Here is a 16614-nt window from a genome sequence, read left to right as displayed (position 1 = left end):
TATTCAAAACACAAAAAGGGGATAAAAATAATTTATCTCCTTTTTAGTGTATTCTTATTATAGGAGTGCCATCAGATACCTATCTATGTCACGGTAAGCATGAATAGTCTTCTACATCCAAGAAGAGAATCTTAAATAAATAGCCCACACTGCACCTACGTAGGAAGCATAAGTATGAACCTCGTAAAAGAAAATATTTTATAGAAACCGCCACTATTATGGTAACAATTACATTAGATAAGCTATTTTCTAAATTATCTTATTCCGCCAGGATTATTTCACCTTAAAAATCCTATAGCAATATATTTCGTCAATATGTTCCTCATCATATAAATAATTGGCAGTCGATGTTTGTGTACCGATGTATTTTCCCCATTTACACCATCTCCAACCACCCCATTTAGACTGGTCCACTTTTCTTACCCTTGTCAAAGCAACTACATATTTTTCTTTTGACGTTTCTAATTCAGGAATATAATCTAAAATTTGTTGAGGGTTATCGCAAACACCATTACAACTAACATACCGTTCTTCTGTATCTACAATCGGTTCATACTTATCAATAACTTGAACACCACAAATTTCTAATAAAAAGTGAAAATTAAATTCAAATCCTGATTTCGCTAAATACATACCCTTACCAATTCTCATTTTATTCCGACGCTTTTTTAATACCTTTAAATCTACTAACATTTCTCTTCACAGCTTTCTTCGTTAGATTCATTATTTCTATTCTTTTGCTCTTCTAACTCTTGTAGCAAGTTTTTAATTCCTTCAATAGCTTCAATCTTGTCATTTTTCAAGTCTTTCACATCATCATATTCTTGATATAGCATCGAATATAGTTCTTCCATAGATAACATAGATTTTGAAAGCCCTTTTCGTTTGAGAAATTTCCAAAGAAGTTCTTTTAATAAATAGCTCTCTACTAATTTAATATTTAAGGAACGTAAATTGTAATACTCATCCTCTAACAATTCATTTGTATTTTGAGCGTTTTCGATTTTTAAAAGAGGTCTGTAAATATTTACTGCATGATTTAAATACTTCCTTTCAATATCCGATAACGAATCATAACGATTTACCATTTCCATTAGAACCTCTTGTCTTTTCATCCCTACTTCACCCCCTCTGCTTGATTCAGGAAATCTAATCCCTTTTTGTATCGCTTCTGTAGGCTTATATGCTTTTCAGTGATAACAGAGATACGAGACAAATCCATATTGTGCAAAATATCTTCTTTCTTCACCTTACGCCCAAGTTCATCTTCTGAAGAGCGTTTAATGAATTCCATATATGTTTCACCAGGTCTACGAGTAACAGAATCAATTCCTTGAATAATTCTTTCTGGGAACCCTTCTGAACGGAAAAATTCATCTGTTAGTCCTGCATCCTCTTTTGTATCATGTAAAACACCTACAATCTTCTCATCAATCGTTTCTAATTGATTCATCACATGCAGAGGGTGTAAAATGTATGGGTTTCCTCCTTTATCCATTTGTTCTTTATGAGCCTCATATGCAATTTGAATGGCTTTTTTTAATAGAGGATACCCTTCAGCTTTTTTGATTTCATCTTTCCATATTTGCATAATTTCTTTAGTCATTAGAAAACCGCTCCTTTATTAAGTGATTCACATGTATTTATAGAACTTTCGAAATTCCATATTTTTTAACTAACTTATAGAAGTTACTATCAGGTTTAATATTTAACGCCAATTTAGCAAATCCATCTGCTAATTCATTAAAATCATCACCAGTATGTGCATCTACTTTACAGAATGTCACCTCTATATCAGGATTTTCAGCAAAGAATTTTTGCATCCATTGATAATAGGTCTCCGAAAATTTATTATCCCTTTTCCAATATCCAGTAGCATGAAGAGCAACACCTTCATAATCAAAGAAGATGACCAACTTTTTAGCCTTTTTCTTTTTCGCTACTAAAAGAGCCTTCATTGTACCAAGTAATTCTCCACCTATTTGTTGCATAGCAATTTCATCTTTATTACTTCCCACGCCATTGTCAACATGAACGACTGTTTTTTCACCTTCTACACAAATCAATCCATATGAGTAATTCTCGATTTCTTTACTGTAACTACCATCAACATAACAATGAAGAGCATCTTTCGGATAAGAATCATCACTTTTTCGTATGTATGGTTCATCTTCTTGAAGAAAGGCTTCTGCTTCTTCTCTTGTAGGAAATCCTTTGTACTCAGAAGCAATACCATGTAATTTTTTATTAACACCTTGAACCAACGATGCTGTTTCATCCCATGAAGTTAAAATCACATCTGTAACAACTTCATTCTTTTGTTTATCAAATCCCTTTTTAACTGCGTAAAATTTATTTTTGGCCATGTAATATATCTCCCTATAAAGTATTTAATCTTTCTTTCTATATAAACGTGTTAAAACCTCTGAAGTTCAAATTTAATCTTTTATTAAATCATATCTTTTTTATTAACTACAGTCAATAAAAAGAGGCGTATAAAAACTATACACCTTCTCCCATTCAATTTATCTTATTCCGCTATATTGATAGTATTTAAATACAATTAACTAAATCTCAATCCTAATTTAGATATAATGTCAATCTCATCAAATCCTGCTAATTCATTATTTCTCCATGAATAAGAGTGTATGAACCAGGATAACGTTTGTTTTACCATATTGAGGTAGAACAATAAATCAACATGTAAATCATGATTGGTTTTACCTTCTATAGATTCTTGATAAGTAACCCTATCCGAATTTGGCTTAAGGTTAACATTACCCAACCAAAATGCAATTTGTTTGAATCGGTCTTGTAAATCCTTAGGTTTTGTATAAACCACAGCCATATACAACCTTCTCTTTTCTTCTCTTTCATCTAAACAGTAAACTTTCTCTTTTCCTTCAATTATTTTAGATTTCAATAAAGAAGGGCGATTTGCATCGTTAGAAAAAGTAGCTGTCTTTTCTTGTTCAAAACATTCTTTTATAATGCTATTTATTTCTTCCCTATGCTCGTTTGTAAATGGTGCATAAGCAAAACGTTCGTGAGTAAGATAGTCTAAAGCTAACAGAAGCGTTTCTATAACGATTAACAATTGTTTTTCCATCGCTCCTTCTTCTTTTAACTTCGGTAGCATCTCTATTAATTCTTGAACATACATATATACAAGATGTCGTTCATGGAAGCTTTCAGGAGATAATAGGTCTACTTCGTCATGTAAGTAAGGTAACCACTCCTTTTTAATTTCTAACTTTACCTCATCCCCATCTTTAGCGTAATGATGCAGGGATAACAGTTTGTTTCCATTTTTAAATTCATCAGCCATGAGTTTTTCCATATTGATTTCCATAAATATCACCAGTTCCTTTTCTGTGAGTCTCTTCATTTTCTTATACTTATATATAATAAATATATTTTTAACTATATTCAATAAAAAGAACGTAAGGATAAACCATACGCTCTTTTAAAACCCTTATTTTTTCACAACTAAAAACTGCTTATTATCAAAATATGTTGAGTCGTCTACAACTCTTAGATTAAAAAATTCTAAAATTTTATCTAATGAAGTATGACATTCATCCCACATATCTGTACTGATAACAACCGATTCCTTTTGACCATTTATAATTTCATTAACTTTAGATAGACCTTGATTTAGAATATAAATATCCATTTCAATATCTCGACCATCATCTTCTAAGCTACGAATACGCTCAATTTCCTCTTGTACAATTTGATAATCAAAGATACTTTTTAGGTTATAGTCATAACTTGCAATAGGTTCGTCTTCATTCCCTTGATAGTTGTGGACTCTAAAATTATCGTTATCTGAATCTAATTCAACTACGGTAACAAGCTCTCCATTAATCATGATTTTAATAGATGGATACGCATCGTCATTCACTGCAATTGCTGAGATTTCACCTTTTGTTGTATTGATTGCCATTGTATTTTTAACTGTTGTCATTTTCTTTTCCTCCAATATATTGTTATATTTATTTAAAATAAAATGAGTTTATAACAAATCTTTACTTTGATTTTTTAATTAACTTCATCAATTTCCATAAAATCCGTATCAGTTCCTTGAAGCATTCTCAAAAATTCCGTTTTCGCTTTTTCTATTGCCTCTTTTTCTGAATTTGCCTTTATAGAAACCCCTTGATTCATGTAAATCACATATTCATTTGCTGTACTTTCTTTTTCTTTTAATAAACCTGTTGTAGTTACACCCATGTTTATGAGCCTCCTATTAATGAATTTGTTTTAAATACCTGTTTTATAGTTTCGCTTATTATATGTATCTAAATGTCTATTTATTTCAATCTTCAACAAAATAAAAAACCCCGCTACTATTTAGCAAGGTTTCCTTTTGATTCAATGCAGTGCTTAATTATCAAAACTAACTCGTCTATTGAATAATTAAATCCATTCATTTCAGCAAGTAGATTGTTAAATTCATTATCATTCAGACACTCTTCATTTAAAGCCAATAATATATTGTTTAATTGATTCAATAGTTCTATTTGTTTATATGTCATTTTAGACCCTCCAATAATTGAATTGATTTCAATACCTGTTTTATAAATTCAATTATTATATGCACTCTATAAATTGATTATTAAGAGTTACAAAACATAGGAAAAAAACAAGAAACCTATTCAATAAAGCATTCTTCTCAATCATCTATAAACGTCTTTTGCCATAGAATAAAAAGAATCATAAAAAAGGAGGGAATCATGATAAAGTGGAGAAAATAATGACTATCTATTAAAAGAAAAAGGCTACGAATGTTTAGGGAAAGCAAAGGAGGTATTAAAAAGTGAGTAATAGCATATTAATTAAGAATTACGGATTAGATGTAAGTGATTTTGAAGTAAGTCCTTTTGAATCCTTAAACATGCTACACACAAGAAGTGCATTGAAAAAAATCATTCATGAACTTACAAATGAAGAAAGAATTCAATTGTATAGTTACGATATGCTTTTAATTCAAAATGCAAAGAAAATGTCAGAACATATCAGGGAGGTTTATGATTTTTCTTTATCTACTGAACCTTCATCGGAATGGTGGTGGCACTTAGATAAAGTAGCAAAAGGAGAAATTTCTTTTCATCTAAGTACAGATAGCGAATCAAATATGGCTATGTAAAAAAAGCTCAATAATTGATAGCGAGCTTTTTTATTTGGCTCGGTTAAAGTAAAATGTTGATATTTGATAAAAAAATAACCCAACTCTATTTATGTTGGGTTATCACACTATTTATTCGTCAACGGTATTAAAAACACGGCGAGAAATATACAGTGTCATACTCGTTCGTTTCTCCATTTTCATTTTCTATTATTAAATTCTTCGTCGGACTAATGTCCTTTACTACATACTTATTCCCCTCTTTAAAACCAAATTGTTCAACAGCCCAAGAAGCAATAACCGTATCTCCTTTGCCCACAAAGTATTCTTTAACAGAACAGCCTATACTTACTTTCATTTTTTCACCTTTCCTAATTCGCAAATTTTGTCTACTACATATAAATTTAATATCAAATTTGAGATTTATAGAAAAACCAACAATCTCTTATAACGGAGCCTTTTATTTAAATACCTTTAATCTTCTAACTCCACTAACTCACATATAAAGTCTTCATTAACATCCCATCCATAAGCACCTAACAAATCTCCAAGCTTACTCAGAAATTCGTCCTTTTCATCTTCTGAAATAGATTTATCGCCATTATTTAACAAACAATTTAATTGAATCCCCATTTGTTTGCCTTCCGTGATTTCATCCAGTTCATAATCACTTATTTCCTGTTCTGTTAATGGTCTATCATAAGCAATGGAACCAAATTTTCCATAGGCATCATTTCTATCCACAAATCCTTTTGGCTGACAACCAGGGGCACATCCCCTTAATCTGTATGCATACCAATATAACTTACTCATTTATTACACCATCCTGTTAAATATTATTTTTATTGATTCATGTTAATTAATATTTATTATATCTTTCACCTTAATACTTGACGATATCTTGCAACCTATGTTCATGTACTGCGAAACAACCACCAAATTCTTTCACAATACTATGAATGATATCTGGAGCTCCATAACCTCTCATACTAATAAATAAATGTGGACCATCTATTTTAGTATGTTCAAAATCCGTATTATGGGTTTCATTAAAGTACATTTCTCCAGTAAATGTTCGGTCTTCCACTTGATACTTAACGCTAATTAAACCACCTGTTCGCTTAAAAGAAAAACGTCTAACATTCACAACTTCAGCATATTTTTCTTTAATAGCCTTTAAAACATCTTGAAATGCTACACCCTTGTTTAAATATCCATTTGAGTTTACGTTCATTACACTCTCTCCCTTTTGATTAGATTCATTGAAATACCTGTTTTTTATATTCACTGCTATTATAGAATCCGATTCAGATGCTTATTCTTTAAAAGAAAAAAGAGGCGAAATTTCGCCCCTTTTAACTTAATTCAATAATCTCTTTTACAGCCTCAGCAAACTCATCTAAATAAATAAAGAAGTCATGCATACATGAATGTTCTCTTTGGTATATATACCAGTATAGCTTATCAGCCTGTGCGTCATTTAGATTATAGTCCTCTTTCAATACTCGAATGCAATCCTTTTGCATCTTAGCATTTAATCTGCTTTTTTCTTCTTTCCATTCTTCTTTACGTTGTTTTAACAACTCATTTTGTCTCTCAACTTCCTCTCGATTCCATTTAACAGATTGATTTTCATCAAACACATGGTCTTTTGAGATAGTTTTATATCCTGGATGTTCTTGAAGCGGTTGATAGAAATCTTTTCGATATGCTTCTGAAATTTCATCAATACAACTGTAAGGAATTTCTTTGACACTATTTTTGACGAATGTAATTTCATGATTGCTGTGACAATATTCACAATTTGTCATTTCTTCTAAAACAGAATCAACTCCACCTTCTTTTGAATTGATTGTAAACTCAACTAAACAAGTTCCTATTTTTTCTTTTTTATCATAAGAAAAGTTACGTAAAAATCCATCAAATGCATCATTTTTATTGCAAAACTCACAATTATTCATAGAAGATACTAAGCCATAAGCATCATTCTCTTTTCTTAATCCTTTTACCTGTAATTCTACTACAACTTCATATTTAGCCATTTTTAATTCTCTCCCTGTTAAATAAATTTTTAAAATACCTATTTTCTATATTCCATTTATTTTAGATTTCAATTGGTCGAGTTATTCAACTCTCTGGGACTTTGCATTAAAAAATTAATTAAGATAAATTAAAAAAGAGCATTATGCTCTTTACACTTTTGAAAACTCATTTATTTTTTAACAAAGATTGACAAAATCTATTAGATAAATCATATATATCCGATTTTCTGCTAATAGTCCGAACCCACCTTTTAGGGATACTATTTACACCGTAATATATCCCTGCCAAGCCACCTGTTAAAGCTCCTATTGTATCTGTATCTTCTCCTAAATTTACAGCCTTTAATACAGCATCAGAAAAAGTTGTTGTTGTTAAAAAAGACCATAAACAAGCCTCTAAAGAATCTACTACATATCCTGTGCTTTTTATCTCATGCTCCTGATAAGTAGAAATATCATGTTCTAAAATTCGTTTAAAATGATTTAATTCTTCTTGATGCCCTTTGTTTTTGTAATAAGGGATAATGACTTCTTTCATCTTTTCATATGCTATTATTGGTGAATGATAATTTAATAGTTGTATAGCAAACTCCACATATATACTGCAAGCAATCTTTGAACGTATATGGGCATGAGTAATTCCAGATACTTCTTCTATGAGCGGAATTTTATCTTTTGTTTTTTTCTCCTTCAAGTAATAAGCTAACGGTAACACTCTCATCAAAGAACCATTCCCATTATCTTTTTCGTTTTGCTCTCCTGCTTCAGATAAATTAATTCCTGCTTTTATCTTTGAAAGAGCCTTGAAGGTTGTTCGGCCAATATCAAAAGGCAACTTATCATTTACATTCCAATATCCATAATAATACCAATCACACATTTTTTGTTTGATATCATTCAAGTCATAACCACGAATCAAGCTTTCTGCTAAACAAAATGTAAGAGAGCTATCATCTGACCAGGTGCCAGGTGGTTGATTGTGTGTACCATAGCCTGTCATGGTTGTTATCTTGTTTATTTCATCTCTTAATTGAAATTCAACAGGAACACCCAAAGCATCTCCTACACAGAACCCTAATAATCCTGATAAAACTGGGTTTTCTTGGTTTTTATTCCTGTCCATTTTGAATAATCTTTTAAAAATAGATTGTTTCACTGTATATAACTTATTATTCATTTCATCACTCCTTGAACTTTTTATACTTTATCTTCTATTCATTTATCTTAGGCTTTTATTTATATACTCATTCCTTTCAATGTGCTGAATACAAGTGATACAGACTCACTATAATATATTGGTATTAAAAAACTGGTTCTTATATTAAGAGATATAAATAGGAGAGATTTATTATGACTAAAAAAATGTATGAAGTAGAAGCAGTAGCAAGAATTTGTGAGGTATCTGCAATTGCCACTTCTTTACGAGATGCAGGAAATATTAAATATGAAGCAGATGACCTTTATGACTGTTTCGTTAACATTATTGAGCCTATTTACAATGAATGGGCGAATCAAACCGTTGACTTCAAATCGTATGAAAAGGAAGATTATATTACTGCTTATGCAGAACGTGTATTACTTGAACGTTACGGTACAAATAAACAGACACGTTGAAGAATTATATAAAAGGAATTAGTTAAGTCTATATCTTATCTTTTTACACTTCTAAAACAAAAGGATGTGATATAATTTATAAAACAATTCCTTGAGAAGGTGAAATTATGAAAAAGACTGCTGATGAAATTATGAAATCTATTGAAGAAATGAATAATAGCGAGCGGATAAAGTTATTAGGTAGTCTATTTGATAAATATTTTGATAATAGACCACCCAAAGAAGAATTAGAAAAAGAAAAAGAAAAAATGCTTTGGGGAGAAAATGATGAAGAATAAACGTGGCGAAGTTTGGTTTTTGGAGTTAAATGGAAAGAAAAGACCTGTTGTAATTATTAGCAATGATAATATAGTCGTTGAATTGGACCGATTAGTTGCTACTGTTACAAGTCAAGAACCCAGAAATGAATTTGATGTAGTTCTTGAAGAATGGGAAGAAGCAGGTTTAGATAAACCATCTGTAGTCAGATGCTCAAAAATAAATACGGTGCATTACAAAGAACTATTGTTTAAAATCGGTAAACTACAAGAGCATGATTTAGAAAAAGTATTAAAGACAATACGAAGTTATTTTTAGGCTTGGATACTATCCAGGCCTTTTTATTATGGTATTCTTAGTAAAGAATATTGAAGTTTATTTCTTATAAAGGGATATAAAAAGAATCGTTATACATATTAGTTGCTAAATATTAACAGTAAAAGGAGTATGTACCTAATGAATACTAATAAAATTGGAAATAGAATTAGGGAAATTAGAGTTGATATATTAGACTTAAGTCAAAGAGGTTTGTCGGAAATTATTCATATAAATAAATCTATGATTTCTTTATATGAAAATGGGCAAAGAAAACCTTCCAGGGAAACAGTAGAGAAAATATCGAAGTTATCAGGTATTTCAGCAGACTATATAATGGGTATTTCAGATAGTAAATATACAAGCAAAGATGACACCTCCGAATTAGAAAAAGAACTATTAAATACATTTAACAAAGTAAAATCATTGCCTTCAGAGCAACAGAAGAAGATAAGAAGAATCCTCGAAGACGTTCTGCAATTAATAAATTTAGACAAGAAGTCCTAAAAAAATATTTAGGGCTTTTTATTTTATTATAAATGCATCTTCTCTCCCATATGATAAGTAGATATTTATAAAACAGGTATTGAAAATCAATGAATTATGAGGAGATGTAGAACATGATAACTTATACACAGGATTTAAACGTCATGCAGGAAAAAACGTCTGGGGACATTTTGAAATCATTGACTTATATGGAAAATAGAATTTTATATTTTAAGAATGATGTGCCGATTGCATATGGAGAAGCAGAGTTTGAAACAGATGGTTCTGTATATATTCAATACATTAAATGTTTGAAAGAGAGAGTTGGACATGGCACAGAAATTATTAGCCATTTAAAAAAACAAGAAGGAATTACCGAAATTTGGGGTGAATCTATTCCAGATGCTGTTCCATTTTGGCATAAAATGAATGTTACATTTGACAAAACAGAGTTTACACGTTTTATGGATGAAGATGAACTGGAAGAAGGCTTTCTTATTCCTTTTTCATTGAAGTGTGGTTTATCAAATATAAAAGAACGAATATAAAAAAGTAAATATTAGTCAAGCAATTAACAATGGCTTTAGCAATTTAAATAGACTATTTTTAACTAAATTAATTATTTGATGCTAAAATTAATTATGTATAAAAGATAAATATTGAGAATTAAAGGAAGGTGCGGTTATTATGTTGGAAGAAGTTAAAAAAGATTTTGAATTGGGTTCTGTTTCATATCCTCCTTACATTAATTTGACCGAAGAACAAGTTGAATGGCTTATTAAACAAGCAGAGATAGTTGAAGCAATAAGAGAAGAAATAAAAGGTAGATGGAGTACAGAAAAAGTTTCAGTAAATCGTTTGTATGGCATTTTAGAAAAATAATAATACTTAAGAAAAGATTTTAGGTGATGGCTGAAAATATGAAAGGTTAGAAAATGGTTTCGTAATTCACTATTATTTAATATTATAGAGTACGGTTCTTTTTTTGTGCCGTAGACATCTAAATAAATGTTTGAAATTATATTTCTTATGTTATAATGTATTTGAGGCTTCTTTTTATGAGCCTCATAATTTCGAACAAACAACGTATACTAATAAAGCGAGAGTGCTCCAACACTCCCGCTCTTGTAACCAAATTACTTGCAAAGTGGCTTGGTTCATAATTTAATTATTTGTTTCTTTTTTCGAACCATCCTGACTCTCCGATTTGTGCAGGGTGGTTTCTTCTTTATCTGAAGGCTTTTTTAGGATATGTTCCGTGACAGCTCTTGATACACCACTGGACACACCCTTAATAATCGCTAAGAAGATTTCATCCATATTCGCTCACCTCCTTCCTACAAAAAGTAGAAAAGAGTGAACCAATACCACCCTACAATTCGATTTAGTTACCCTTCTATTATACCATATTTTTCATGCACAAACCTTTATTTTATGGGCTTTTTTTACATGAAAAAGTAATTAACGGCTCTTTTTATAGGTCTTTAACTTTCACCCTACTGTAAAATTTCAAAATCATGGCAATCTAAAAACTTAAAGATTAACCTCTTAAGAGAACCTCTCCTACACGCATAATTCCTAAACTTCCTACAACATCATTTAATTCTTCAATTGACTTAAAGATAACATTGTTTTCTTTATACACTTCGTACCCAATAACTTCATTTACTGCTTTAATTGATGCATGTAATTTTGAATTAGCTTCTACATCTATAATTTGCCAGTCATCATCTTTCGGGTAAACAACCACAACATATTTATTCATACCTACTCATCCTTCATTCAAATCATTTATTTTTCTTTTGCTTGAAATAGTGCCTTTGCTTCTTCAAGGGATTTCCCACACATAGGTTGCTTTGTCTCACCATCTAATAAGTAGTTAGATGTCATTATCGGGCCATATGCTCCTTGTACCATATGCTGTTCGGTTACACATTTATTTGCATGATTATAGTAGACTCTATAATAGTAATCTTTATAACCATCATCTCTACTGTCCACTTGTTTATATATTAATTCCTCAACTGGCTTTATTCCTTGCTTAGTAACAGATTCTTTTTCTTGGTGTTTTACTTCTTTTTCTACTTTATTATCCGATGAACTACATCCGAATAAAAGAAAGGAACACCCTAAGGCTACTGCTAAATATTTTGGAATAAATTTCATAATCTCTACTCCTTTTTAGTGCCAATGTGTGAAAATAAGTAATGTTGGCTCTACATCCATTCCAAAATTTTCTTTTACATGCTCTTTGATTTGCCTTTTATCTTCAATGTATAACGTCTCATTATATTCAAATAATGAAAAACCCTCAAATCCTTCTGGGTCATAATCTAAAACTTTACCTATAACAAAATATTTGCCCGAACACCCATCACTTATATATTTTATTTTTGAAGGATGTTTATCTTGGTATTTCTCATATTTCTCCCATTCAACCTCATCATATTTGTCATATCCGATATTAGCCCCAATCATAATATAATGTGTTTGTACTGAGCTCATTGTCTTTTCATCCTTTCTTCTTCTACAGTTTTTCTTAATTGATTCCCTAACCTTCTACAAGAAAAAGTATTTATATTAATACTTTTTTCAAATTCTTTTAATCTATCCATTTCTTTTATAAATTCTTTATTCGTTAGAATCTTGTATTCAAATACCATACCTTTATAGCAAATCTCATATAACTGTAGTTGTTTACTCACCCACCTTTCTGCTTTCTTCCTGTTTTCAAACGATTGCAAACAAAAATGGTCATCGACTCCTAAAAAATAAGCATACATATCTCATTCATCCTTTATATGTTTCAATTTCTCCGTAAAATACTCAGCAAGATTCACATCTTGTTTTTTCAACCAAACCGCAAAAGAGTATCTATCCACGCCACCTCTTCCACCAAATTTGTTCTTATCATCATCCCGAAAATGAAAGAAAATATCCTTTAGCTTATGTTGTTTGTTCATTTTGTCGAACATAAAATATATATACTTGTCTGCTACTTCAGCTATATGAAAATAGATTCGAATATGATGGTTTCTATATAATTTCACCACTTTTTCTATCTCACAAAATTCTTGAAACGAAAGATTAACGAATGGCTCTAATTTCGTGATAAATAAATCCACTTCTTCTTTAATATTTACTTCCTCTTTTGAAAATGTAATCGAACCGTCTTTGGGAAATAAAGAGCGAACATTATCAGGACATGCAGGACGTGTACTTGCAATTGAAAGTGTTAATTGCTCTTTTGTATTGTGACACCCTATATAAAATATGTGGTTTAAATAATTCAATCGTGAACGCATATATGCCCCTCCCTTTTGAAAGTTATGAAGATAACTTAAGGTGTTAAATCCATTCACAATCATAATTCTGTGAAATCCTAAAGAATTCTTTTTCTGTTAGTTTTGCATAAACTGTAATACTGATATCACTTGATTCTTCTCTCCATAATTGCGAGTCTTCTGTTCGTGTTTCAAAATCTTTTAGACTGGACATACGGATTAGTAAGAGAGTTAATAATTCATACTCATGAGGTGTTTTTACATGAATTTTTGCCTGTTTTAAAGATTTTTCACCAGAACGCTCTTCTTTCAAGTAAACACTATCAATAATGAGAGAATTTAATTCCGTTGTATGTAATATAGGTTCCATTCCTAACGAATCATAAGCAGGGAAACAGCATCTTTGATTCCAATCTAACCACTTAATCCAAAAACTTGAGTCCTTGTAGATTACAAGACCTCGTGCAAACGGAAACTGCAAAACATCTCCTTCCGTTATTAAAGTACCTGTCTCATCTTTTCGTTCAGAAACATGTAATAATTTTGCGTATGGGACTTCTGTCAATTCGAAATAATCCGTTGTTTTATAGATTTTTCCATCTAAACCAATTTGATAAGGCATATTCTTATTAAGAAAATCTTCGACCTCATATAATTTATTATTATTTTCATCGAAAATTTTAAACATTTTTATTCATCCTCCCCTTACTAAATACCTACTTTTAGTATAACAACCAAATTTAATATTGACTATAGTAAATAAAAAATAAAAAAGACTTCTCGTAAATGAGAAGTCTTTTTTATTTCATTTAATTTCTTCACAATTAAAATACTTCTTTAAATATGACAATTCTTTCTCTGTGAAGTAACTAATTACTTCATAACAATCATCTTTTGCATTTTCAATCCAAAGCATGTTATTATCTCTTCGAAAATCATAACTATGGACAGAAGAAATATTTATCAACGCTTCTGACATTTTTTCATACTGGCTATCTACAAACCTATGGTCAAATTTGATAGTAGCTTTAATCATCCCTAAATACTTTATCATCTTTTCTAAACTTTGTATTCTTCTTGATTCAGTATAGAAACCCCTGATATTGTTATTATTCTTTATACCTCTTTTAATCTATCTTTGTATTCTCTATATGGCAACTTGCCTATTATTGTTGATAATCTCAAGTAACCCACGAATATCTTCATCGAACCCTTCACCGAAACACTTATTTAATTCTTTCTCAAAATACATAGAGAAAACATGATTCGTTAAAATATTTTCTTTCGTTACTTTTCCTACATATCCAAAAATCTCTAAGTTTCTCACGCCATTTTCAATCATTTTTTGCTGTGCTTTTGTGAACATTTCTACTATCTCCCTTTTAACAATTAATCTTTCATACCTGTTTTATTTAGAAATCCACCAATTATTATGAAAAAAGACGCTATGATATAGCATCCTATCATTTTTTATTTTGTTTCATTATATATATAATTTTTTAAATTCCGCATATAAAATATAACATAAAATTATATTATTTTAAAAATATGGTGTTATATTTTATATGTACCCTATATACTTTATTTCTTTAAATGCTCAACTGCTTCTGCATACATCTTATACAGTTTTCTTTGAACAGTTTTACTTATTTTTTTCATATTTTTCATCCCTTTTTATTTTCAAGACCAATTCATTATCTATCTCTTCTATCCATCCTATTTTTTGGCTAATCGCTATAATAAACATCTTAATACCTTCTGTTATTTTGACAGATTTGTTTTCTTTCTCCCATTCTTCATAGAATAAACAAAACAAATCTCTTGTACCTTTTCTTCTTAATTCTATTTTCTCAAATTTATAGTGAATATGTAGCTGAAAAAGAAGCTTATCTCTCAATTCCTCTTCCCAATCTATTGCAGTAAGATTCATCATATATCTCTCCTTTTCCTTTTTTGTTGACTATATATAATATATTATATAGAATTACAAGATGAAAATCTACATAATAATTCCAAAGGAGATGATATAGATGGAGAGTATAAAAGATATGGAGAAAAGAATTGAAAGTATGTTTTCTAAGATGAGTGATGCAGAGTTTGATAAATTACTAAAAGATGCAGGATTTGAAGTTATCCAAGGAGGGAATGGAGAAATTATATTTACAAATGGCAAGTAATTTAGACCATGTATACATAAAAAGCCATCTCATGACAGATGGCTTTATCTTATATCCATTTATTAAACATCTGTTTCTTCTGCCATTTTCACAATTGTTGTTTTACCTGTACTAAATGTTGTAAGGAACGGGATGTCTCTTTCTTTGCATAATGCCTTTATCTGCTTCATCGCTACATGTTTACTTACTTTCAACAAGTATATCACCATATCAGATTTGTTTACGAGTGGTTCTAATATCGTAATATGACTTCTGGCATCAGCCCAAAGGAATTCTCCTCCCCTTTCCTCAATACTTTCTTTATAAATTGATTTCTTAGGTTCATTTCCCACAATTAGAATCCTTTTTCCTTTTAAAGATTCTTCATCTATAATAATTGAATTTTCATCAGCTATTTTTTCGTCTTTTTTATATGTAGATTTTTTATTTTTGAATACTAATTCGACCTCAGGTTCATTGTCCCTTGTATCATATGACCAAACTACTTTTGCTATTTCTGGTCTATCAGCAGGATACGCAATATCTATTATCATATCTTCTTTTAAATGAAAATCTATAACATCATCTTCACTAAGCAGTATTGTATAGGGAACTTCATTGAATTTTATATTTCTTCCATCTTGTAAGCTTTTCCGAACGACTAACATGTTTCCATCTTTTTCTACGGGACAGAAGTTGACTTGTACACGATTATTATCTAAAAACCTTTCTGCTCGTTTTGCTAAAGAATAGTGATATTTCTTCATCTCTCCATTAGCAAAACCATCTTCAATTGCATATACATAATCATGATGCTTTAAACCTAAGTCTCTGATTACTTTCTCAGGAACAAAACCATTTATTTCAGGAACATAACCGCCCCTAATTTTCCTTTCAAACAAATACATTTTAGTTTGAGTGACTTCTACTTGAGTTTGAAGTTTATGCTTTGAAGATTCTTTTCCCATCTCAAAAACATTTTTGTCTTTTTTTACAAATTCTTCTGTTTTTGATGCAATCTGATTATTTTCTGTTAGAATATCTATTTTTTCTTTTTCATAATTAACAGGATACAAGGCAAGTAAATTCTTTTTCGTCTCCTCTACTACTTTTAATCCTTCCAATAAATCAAAATACTTATTCGTTAATTTTTTATGTTCATCCAAAGATTCTAAAGTTAAATGTTCAAGTGTTTGAATCAGTTCTTTCTTTATTTGTTCAAGTATTGTATTATCCACAGAAAATGACTCCTTTCCATTTATATATTTATATTATATAAATGGAATAGGAAAAGCAAAGGAAATAACAAAACATGAATAATTCCTGCA

The 16614-nt window shown here is 30.3% G+C and carries 32 protein-coding genes; 8 read left to right on the top strand and 24 right to left on the bottom strand.

Annotated features, from left to right (window positions below; genetic code table 11):
- Positions 1-273: 273 nt before the first annotated feature.
- The 8 genes from ACIQ7L_RS10375 to ACIQ7L_RS10340 all read right to left on the bottom strand — a co-directional run bounded on the left by ACIQ7L_RS10375 (position 274) and on the right by ACIQ7L_RS10340 (position 4541).
- A complete protein-coding gene (locus ACIQ7L_RS10375; protein ID WP_400568825.1) occupies positions 274-693 on the bottom strand; it encodes a hypothetical protein in 420 nt (139 codons plus the stop codon).
- Positions 687-1115, bottom strand: coding sequence for a hypothetical protein (locus ACIQ7L_RS10370; RefSeq protein ID WP_400568823.1), 429 nt, complete (start codon positions 1113-1115; stop codon positions 687-689). Before ACIQ7L_RS10370 ends, ACIQ7L_RS10375 begins: the two co-directional genes overlap by 7 nt.
- Positions 1116-1117: 2 nt before the next feature.
- Complete coding sequence (locus ACIQ7L_RS10365) at positions 1118-1606, bottom strand: hypothetical protein (protein WP_400568821.1); 489 nt, start codon at positions 1604-1606, stop codon at positions 1118-1120.
- A gap of 37 nt (positions 1607-1643) precedes the next feature.
- Positions 1644-2366 carry a ribonuclease H family protein gene (locus ACIQ7L_RS10360; RefSeq protein WP_400568820.1) on the bottom strand — a complete coding sequence of 241 codons (723 nt, stop codon included), beginning with the start codon at positions 2364-2366 and terminating at the stop codon, positions 1644-1646.
- A gap of 197 nt (positions 2367-2563) precedes the next feature.
- Complete coding sequence (locus ACIQ7L_RS10355) at positions 2564-3352, bottom strand: hypothetical protein (RefSeq protein WP_400568818.1); 789 nt, start codon at positions 3350-3352, stop codon at positions 2564-2566.
- Positions 3353-3475: 123 nt separating this feature from the next.
- Positions 3476-3970: a hypothetical protein gene (locus tag ACIQ7L_RS10350; protein WP_400568817.1), complete on the bottom strand. Its 495-nt coding sequence runs from the start codon at positions 3968-3970 to the stop codon at positions 3476-3478.
- 74 nt (positions 3971-4044) lie between these two features.
- Positions 4045-4236, bottom strand: a complete 192-nt coding sequence (locus ACIQ7L_RS10345) for a hypothetical protein (protein ID WP_400568815.1) — start codon at positions 4234-4236, stop codon at positions 4045-4047.
- A gap of 116 nt (positions 4237-4352) precedes the next feature.
- Positions 4353-4541 carry a hypothetical protein gene (locus ACIQ7L_RS10340; RefSeq protein ID WP_400568813.1) on the bottom strand — a complete coding sequence of 63 codons (189 nt, stop codon included), beginning with the start codon at positions 4539-4541 and terminating at the stop codon, positions 4353-4355.
- Positions 4542-4822: 281 nt separating this feature from the next.
- Between ACIQ7L_RS10340 and ACIQ7L_RS10335 the strand changes: the two genes are divergently transcribed.
- A complete protein-coding gene (locus tag ACIQ7L_RS10335) occupies positions 4823-5152 on the top strand; it encodes a hypothetical protein (RefSeq protein WP_400568811.1) in 330 nt (109 codons plus the stop codon).
- A gap of 127 nt (positions 5153-5279) precedes the next feature.
- On the opposite strand, the gene ACIQ7L_RS10330 is transcribed toward ACIQ7L_RS10335, so the two are convergent.
- The 5 genes from ACIQ7L_RS10330 to ACIQ7L_RS10310 all read right to left on the bottom strand — a co-directional run bounded on the left by ACIQ7L_RS10330 (position 5280) and on the right by ACIQ7L_RS10310 (position 8350).
- A complete protein-coding gene (locus tag ACIQ7L_RS10330) occupies positions 5280-5489 on the bottom strand; it encodes a hypothetical protein (protein WP_400568809.1) in 210 nt (69 codons plus the stop codon).
- A 116-nt stretch (positions 5490-5605) separates the two neighbouring features.
- Positions 5606-5944: a defense against restriction DarA-related protein gene (locus ACIQ7L_RS10325; protein WP_400568808.1), complete on the bottom strand. Its 339-nt coding sequence runs from the start codon at positions 5942-5944 to the stop codon at positions 5606-5608.
- A 70-nt stretch (positions 5945-6014) separates the two neighbouring features.
- A complete protein-coding gene (locus tag ACIQ7L_RS10320; protein ID WP_400568806.1) occupies positions 6015-6365 on the bottom strand; it encodes a hypothetical protein in 351 nt (116 codons plus the stop codon).
- Positions 6366-6486: 121 nt separating this feature from the next.
- The gene (locus ACIQ7L_RS10315; RefSeq protein ID WP_400568804.1) at positions 6487-7173 is read right to left on the bottom strand and encodes a hypothetical protein; all 687 of its coding nucleotides are present in this window, start codon (positions 7171-7173) and stop codon (positions 6487-6489) included.
- A 166-nt stretch (positions 7174-7339) separates the two neighbouring features.
- Positions 7340-8350 (bottom strand): ADP-ribosylglycohydrolase family protein, encoded by a 1011-nt coding sequence (locus ACIQ7L_RS10310; protein ID WP_400568801.1) that lies wholly within the window; start codon positions 8348-8350, stop codon positions 7340-7342.
- Between the two features lie 173 nt (positions 8351-8523).
- Here ACIQ7L_RS10310 and ACIQ7L_RS10305 point away from each other — a divergent pair, with 173 nt between their 5' ends.
- From ACIQ7L_RS10305 to ACIQ7L_RS10280, 6 genes are all read left to right on the top strand, one after another.
- On the top strand, positions 8524-8787 hold the full coding sequence (locus ACIQ7L_RS10305) for a hypothetical protein (protein WP_400568799.1): 264 nt from the start codon (positions 8524-8526) through the stop codon (positions 8785-8787).
- A gap of 107 nt (positions 8788-8894) precedes the next feature.
- Positions 8895-9065 carry a hypothetical protein gene (locus tag ACIQ7L_RS10300; RefSeq protein WP_400568796.1) on the top strand — a complete coding sequence of 57 codons (171 nt, stop codon included), beginning with the start codon at positions 8895-8897 and terminating at the stop codon, positions 9063-9065.
- Positions 9055-9363 (top strand): type II toxin-antitoxin system PemK/MazF family toxin, encoded by a 309-nt coding sequence (locus ACIQ7L_RS10295; RefSeq protein WP_400568794.1) that lies wholly within the window; start codon positions 9055-9057, stop codon positions 9361-9363. Before ACIQ7L_RS10300 ends, ACIQ7L_RS10295 begins: the two co-directional genes overlap by 11 nt.
- Before the next feature lie 138 nt (positions 9364-9501).
- Positions 9502-9867, top strand: coding sequence for a helix-turn-helix domain-containing protein (locus ACIQ7L_RS10290; RefSeq protein ID WP_400568793.1), 366 nt, complete (start codon positions 9502-9504; stop codon positions 9865-9867).
- A 113-nt stretch (positions 9868-9980) separates the two neighbouring features.
- A complete protein-coding gene (locus ACIQ7L_RS10285; protein ID WP_400568790.1) occupies positions 9981-10394 on the top strand; it encodes a hypothetical protein in 414 nt (137 codons plus the stop codon).
- Positions 10395-10533: 139 nt separating this feature from the next.
- Positions 10534-10728 (top strand): hypothetical protein, encoded by a 195-nt coding sequence (locus tag ACIQ7L_RS10280; RefSeq protein WP_400568788.1) that lies wholly within the window; start codon positions 10534-10536, stop codon positions 10726-10728.
- Positions 10729-11010: 282 nt separating this feature from the next.
- Here the strand turns inward: ACIQ7L_RS10280 and ACIQ7L_RS10275 are convergent, their stop codons facing one another.
- The 10 genes from ACIQ7L_RS10275 to ACIQ7L_RS10230 all read right to left on the bottom strand — a co-directional run bounded on the left by ACIQ7L_RS10275 (position 11011) and on the right by ACIQ7L_RS10230 (position 15060).
- Entirely contained in the window at positions 11011-11166 is a 156-nt protein-coding gene (locus tag ACIQ7L_RS10275; protein ID WP_400568786.1) for a hypothetical protein, read from the bottom strand.
- A gap of 220 nt (positions 11167-11386) precedes the next feature.
- Positions 11387-11611, bottom strand: a complete 225-nt coding sequence (locus ACIQ7L_RS10270) for a hypothetical protein (protein ID WP_400568784.1) — start codon at positions 11609-11611, stop codon at positions 11387-11389.
- A 26-nt stretch (positions 11612-11637) separates the two neighbouring features.
- Positions 11638-12012: a hypothetical protein gene (locus ACIQ7L_RS10265; RefSeq protein WP_400568783.1), complete on the bottom strand. Its 375-nt coding sequence runs from the start codon at positions 12010-12012 to the stop codon at positions 11638-11640.
- Positions 12013-12027: 15 nt separating this feature from the next.
- A complete protein-coding gene (locus tag ACIQ7L_RS10260; protein WP_400568780.1) occupies positions 12028-12351 on the bottom strand; it encodes a hypothetical protein in 324 nt (107 codons plus the stop codon).
- Positions 12348-12629 (bottom strand): hypothetical protein, encoded by a 282-nt coding sequence (locus tag ACIQ7L_RS10255; protein ID WP_400568779.1) that lies wholly within the window; start codon positions 12627-12629, stop codon positions 12348-12350. The genes ACIQ7L_RS10260 and ACIQ7L_RS10255 overlap by 4 nt, the downstream gene beginning before the upstream one ends.
- Positions 12630-12632: 3 nt before the next feature.
- Complete coding sequence (locus ACIQ7L_RS10250) at positions 12633-13151, bottom strand: hypothetical protein (RefSeq protein WP_400568777.1); 519 nt, start codon at positions 13149-13151, stop codon at positions 12633-12635.
- 43 nt (positions 13152-13194) lie between these two features.
- On the bottom strand, positions 13195-13818 hold the full coding sequence (locus ACIQ7L_RS10245) for a hypothetical protein (RefSeq protein WP_400568775.1): 624 nt from the start codon (positions 13816-13818) through the stop codon (positions 13195-13197).
- Positions 13819-13935: 117 nt separating this feature from the next.
- Positions 13936-14166: a hypothetical protein gene (locus tag ACIQ7L_RS10240; protein WP_400568773.1), complete on the bottom strand. Its 231-nt coding sequence runs from the start codon at positions 14164-14166 to the stop codon at positions 13936-13938.
- 111 nt (positions 14167-14277) lie between these two features.
- Positions 14278-14496, bottom strand: a complete 219-nt coding sequence (locus tag ACIQ7L_RS10235) for a hypothetical protein (RefSeq protein ID WP_400568771.1) — start codon at positions 14494-14496, stop codon at positions 14278-14280.
- Positions 14497-14772: 276 nt separating this feature from the next.
- Positions 14773-15060 (bottom strand): hypothetical protein, encoded by a 288-nt coding sequence (locus ACIQ7L_RS10230; RefSeq protein ID WP_400568770.1) that lies wholly within the window; start codon positions 15058-15060, stop codon positions 14773-14775.
- A gap of 100 nt (positions 15061-15160) precedes the next feature.
- Here ACIQ7L_RS10230 and ACIQ7L_RS10225 point away from each other — a divergent pair, with 100 nt between their 5' ends.
- A complete protein-coding gene (locus ACIQ7L_RS10225; RefSeq protein ID WP_400568768.1) occupies positions 15161-15307 on the top strand; it encodes a hypothetical protein in 147 nt (48 codons plus the stop codon).
- Between the two features lie 62 nt (positions 15308-15369).
- Here the strand turns inward: ACIQ7L_RS10225 and ACIQ7L_RS10220 are convergent, their stop codons facing one another.
- Positions 15370-16524: a DUF2325 domain-containing protein gene (locus ACIQ7L_RS10220; RefSeq protein ID WP_400568767.1), complete on the bottom strand. Its 1155-nt coding sequence runs from the start codon at positions 16522-16524 to the stop codon at positions 15370-15372.
- Positions 16525-16614 lie beyond the last annotated feature (90 nt).

It is taken from the genome of Bacillus sp. NPDC094106 (genome assembly GCF_044764345.1).
GTDB lineage: Bacteria > Bacillota > Bacilli > Bacillales > Bacillaceae_G > Bacillus_A.
The sequence above is the reverse complement of the archived record's forward strand: the minus strand, read 5'-3'. Positions and strand labels throughout refer to the sequence as shown.

Coding starts and splice junctions, on each gene's coding strand:
- ACIQ7L_RS10265 (WP_400568783.1), bottom strand. CDS start 12,012: ATGAAATTTATTCCAAAATATTTAGCAGTAGCCTTAGGGTGTTCCTTT.
- ACIQ7L_RS10355 (WP_400568818.1), bottom strand. CDS start 3,352: ATGGAAATCAATATGGAAAAACTCATGGCTGATGAATTTAAAAATGGA.
- ACIQ7L_RS10245 (WP_400568775.1), bottom strand. CDS start 13,818: ATGTTTAAAATTTTCGATGAAAATAATAATAAATTATATGAGGTCGAA.
- ACIQ7L_RS10330 (WP_400568809.1), bottom strand. CDS start 5,489: ATGAAAGTAAGTATAGGCTGTTCTGTTAAAGAATACTTTGTGGGCAAA.
- ACIQ7L_RS10300 (WP_400568796.1), top strand. CDS start 8,895: ATGAAAAAGACTGCTGATGAAATTATGAAATCTATTGAAGAAATGAAT.
- ACIQ7L_RS10255 (WP_400568779.1), bottom strand. CDS start 12,629: ATGTATGCTTATTTTTTAGGAGTCGATGACCATTTTTGTTTGCAATCG.
- ACIQ7L_RS10260 (WP_400568780.1), bottom strand. CDS start 12,351: ATGAGCTCAGTACAAACACATTATATTATGATTGGGGCTAATATCGGA.
- ACIQ7L_RS10295 (WP_400568794.1), top strand. CDS start 9,055: ATGAAGAATAAACGTGGCGAAGTTTGGTTTTTGGAGTTAAATGGAAAG.
- ACIQ7L_RS10280 (WP_400568788.1), top strand. CDS start 10,534: ATGTTGGAAGAAGTTAAAAAAGATTTTGAATTGGGTTCTGTTTCATAT.
- ACIQ7L_RS10275 (WP_400568786.1), bottom strand. CDS start 11,166: ATGGATGAAATCTTCTTAGCGATTATTAAGGGTGTGTCCAGTGGTGTA.
- ACIQ7L_RS10325 (WP_400568808.1), bottom strand. CDS start 5,944: ATGAGTAAGTTATATTGGTATGCATACAGATTAAGGGGATGTGCCCCT.
- ACIQ7L_RS10225 (WP_400568768.1), top strand. CDS start 15,161: ATGGAGAGTATAAAAGATATGGAGAAAAGAATTGAAAGTATGTTTTCT.
- ACIQ7L_RS10250 (WP_400568777.1), bottom strand. CDS start 13,151: ATGCGTTCACGATTGAATTATTTAAACCACATATTTTATATAGGGTGT.
- ACIQ7L_RS10230 (WP_400568770.1), bottom strand. CDS start 15,060: ATGAATCTTACTGCAATAGATTGGGAAGAGGAATTGAGAGATAAGCTT.
- ACIQ7L_RS10240 (WP_400568773.1), bottom strand. CDS start 14,166: ATGATTAAAGCTACTATCAAATTTGACCATAGGTTTGTAGATAGCCAG.
- ACIQ7L_RS10375 (WP_400568825.1), bottom strand. CDS start 693: ATGTTAGTAGATTTAAAGGTATTAAAAAAGCGTCGGAATAAAATGAGA.
- ACIQ7L_RS10285 (WP_400568790.1), top strand. CDS start 9,981: ATGATAACTTATACACAGGATTTAAACGTCATGCAGGAAAAAACGTCT.
- ACIQ7L_RS10350 (WP_400568817.1), bottom strand. CDS start 3,970: ATGACAACAGTTAAAAATACAATGGCAATCAATACAACAAAAGGTGAA.
- ACIQ7L_RS10315 (WP_400568804.1), bottom strand. CDS start 7,173: ATGGCTAAATATGAAGTTGTAGTAGAATTACAGGTAAAAGGATTAAGA.
- ACIQ7L_RS10370 (WP_400568823.1), bottom strand. CDS start 1,115: ATGAAAAGACAAGAGGTTCTAATGGAAATGGTAAATCGTTATGATTCG.
- ACIQ7L_RS10320 (WP_400568806.1), bottom strand. CDS start 6,365: ATGAACGTAAACTCAAATGGATATTTAAACAAGGGTGTAGCATTTCAA.
- ACIQ7L_RS10270 (WP_400568784.1), bottom strand. CDS start 11,611: ATGAATAAATATGTTGTGGTTGTTTACCCGAAAGATGATGACTGGCAA.
- ACIQ7L_RS10310 (WP_400568801.1), bottom strand. CDS start 8,350: ATGAATAATAAGTTATATACAGTGAAACAATCTATTTTTAAAAGATTA.
- ACIQ7L_RS10340 (WP_400568813.1), bottom strand. CDS start 4,541: ATGACATATAAACAAATAGAACTATTGAATCAATTAAACAATATATTA.
- ACIQ7L_RS10345 (WP_400568815.1), bottom strand. CDS start 4,236: ATGGGTGTAACTACAACAGGTTTATTAAAAGAAAAAGAAAGTACAGCA.
- ACIQ7L_RS10360 (WP_400568820.1), bottom strand. CDS start 2,366: ATGGCCAAAAATAAATTTTACGCAGTTAAAAAGGGATTTGATAAACAA.
- ACIQ7L_RS10365 (WP_400568821.1), bottom strand. CDS start 1,606: ATGACTAAAGAAATTATGCAAATATGGAAAGATGAAATCAAAAAAGCT.
- ACIQ7L_RS10305 (WP_400568799.1), top strand. CDS start 8,524: ATGACTAAAAAAATGTATGAAGTAGAAGCAGTAGCAAGAATTTGTGAG.
- ACIQ7L_RS10235 (WP_400568771.1), bottom strand. CDS start 14,496: ATGTTCACAAAAGCACAGCAAAAAATGATTGAAAATGGCGTGAGAAAC.
- ACIQ7L_RS10290 (WP_400568793.1), top strand. CDS start 9,502: ATGAATACTAATAAAATTGGAAATAGAATTAGGGAAATTAGAGTTGAT.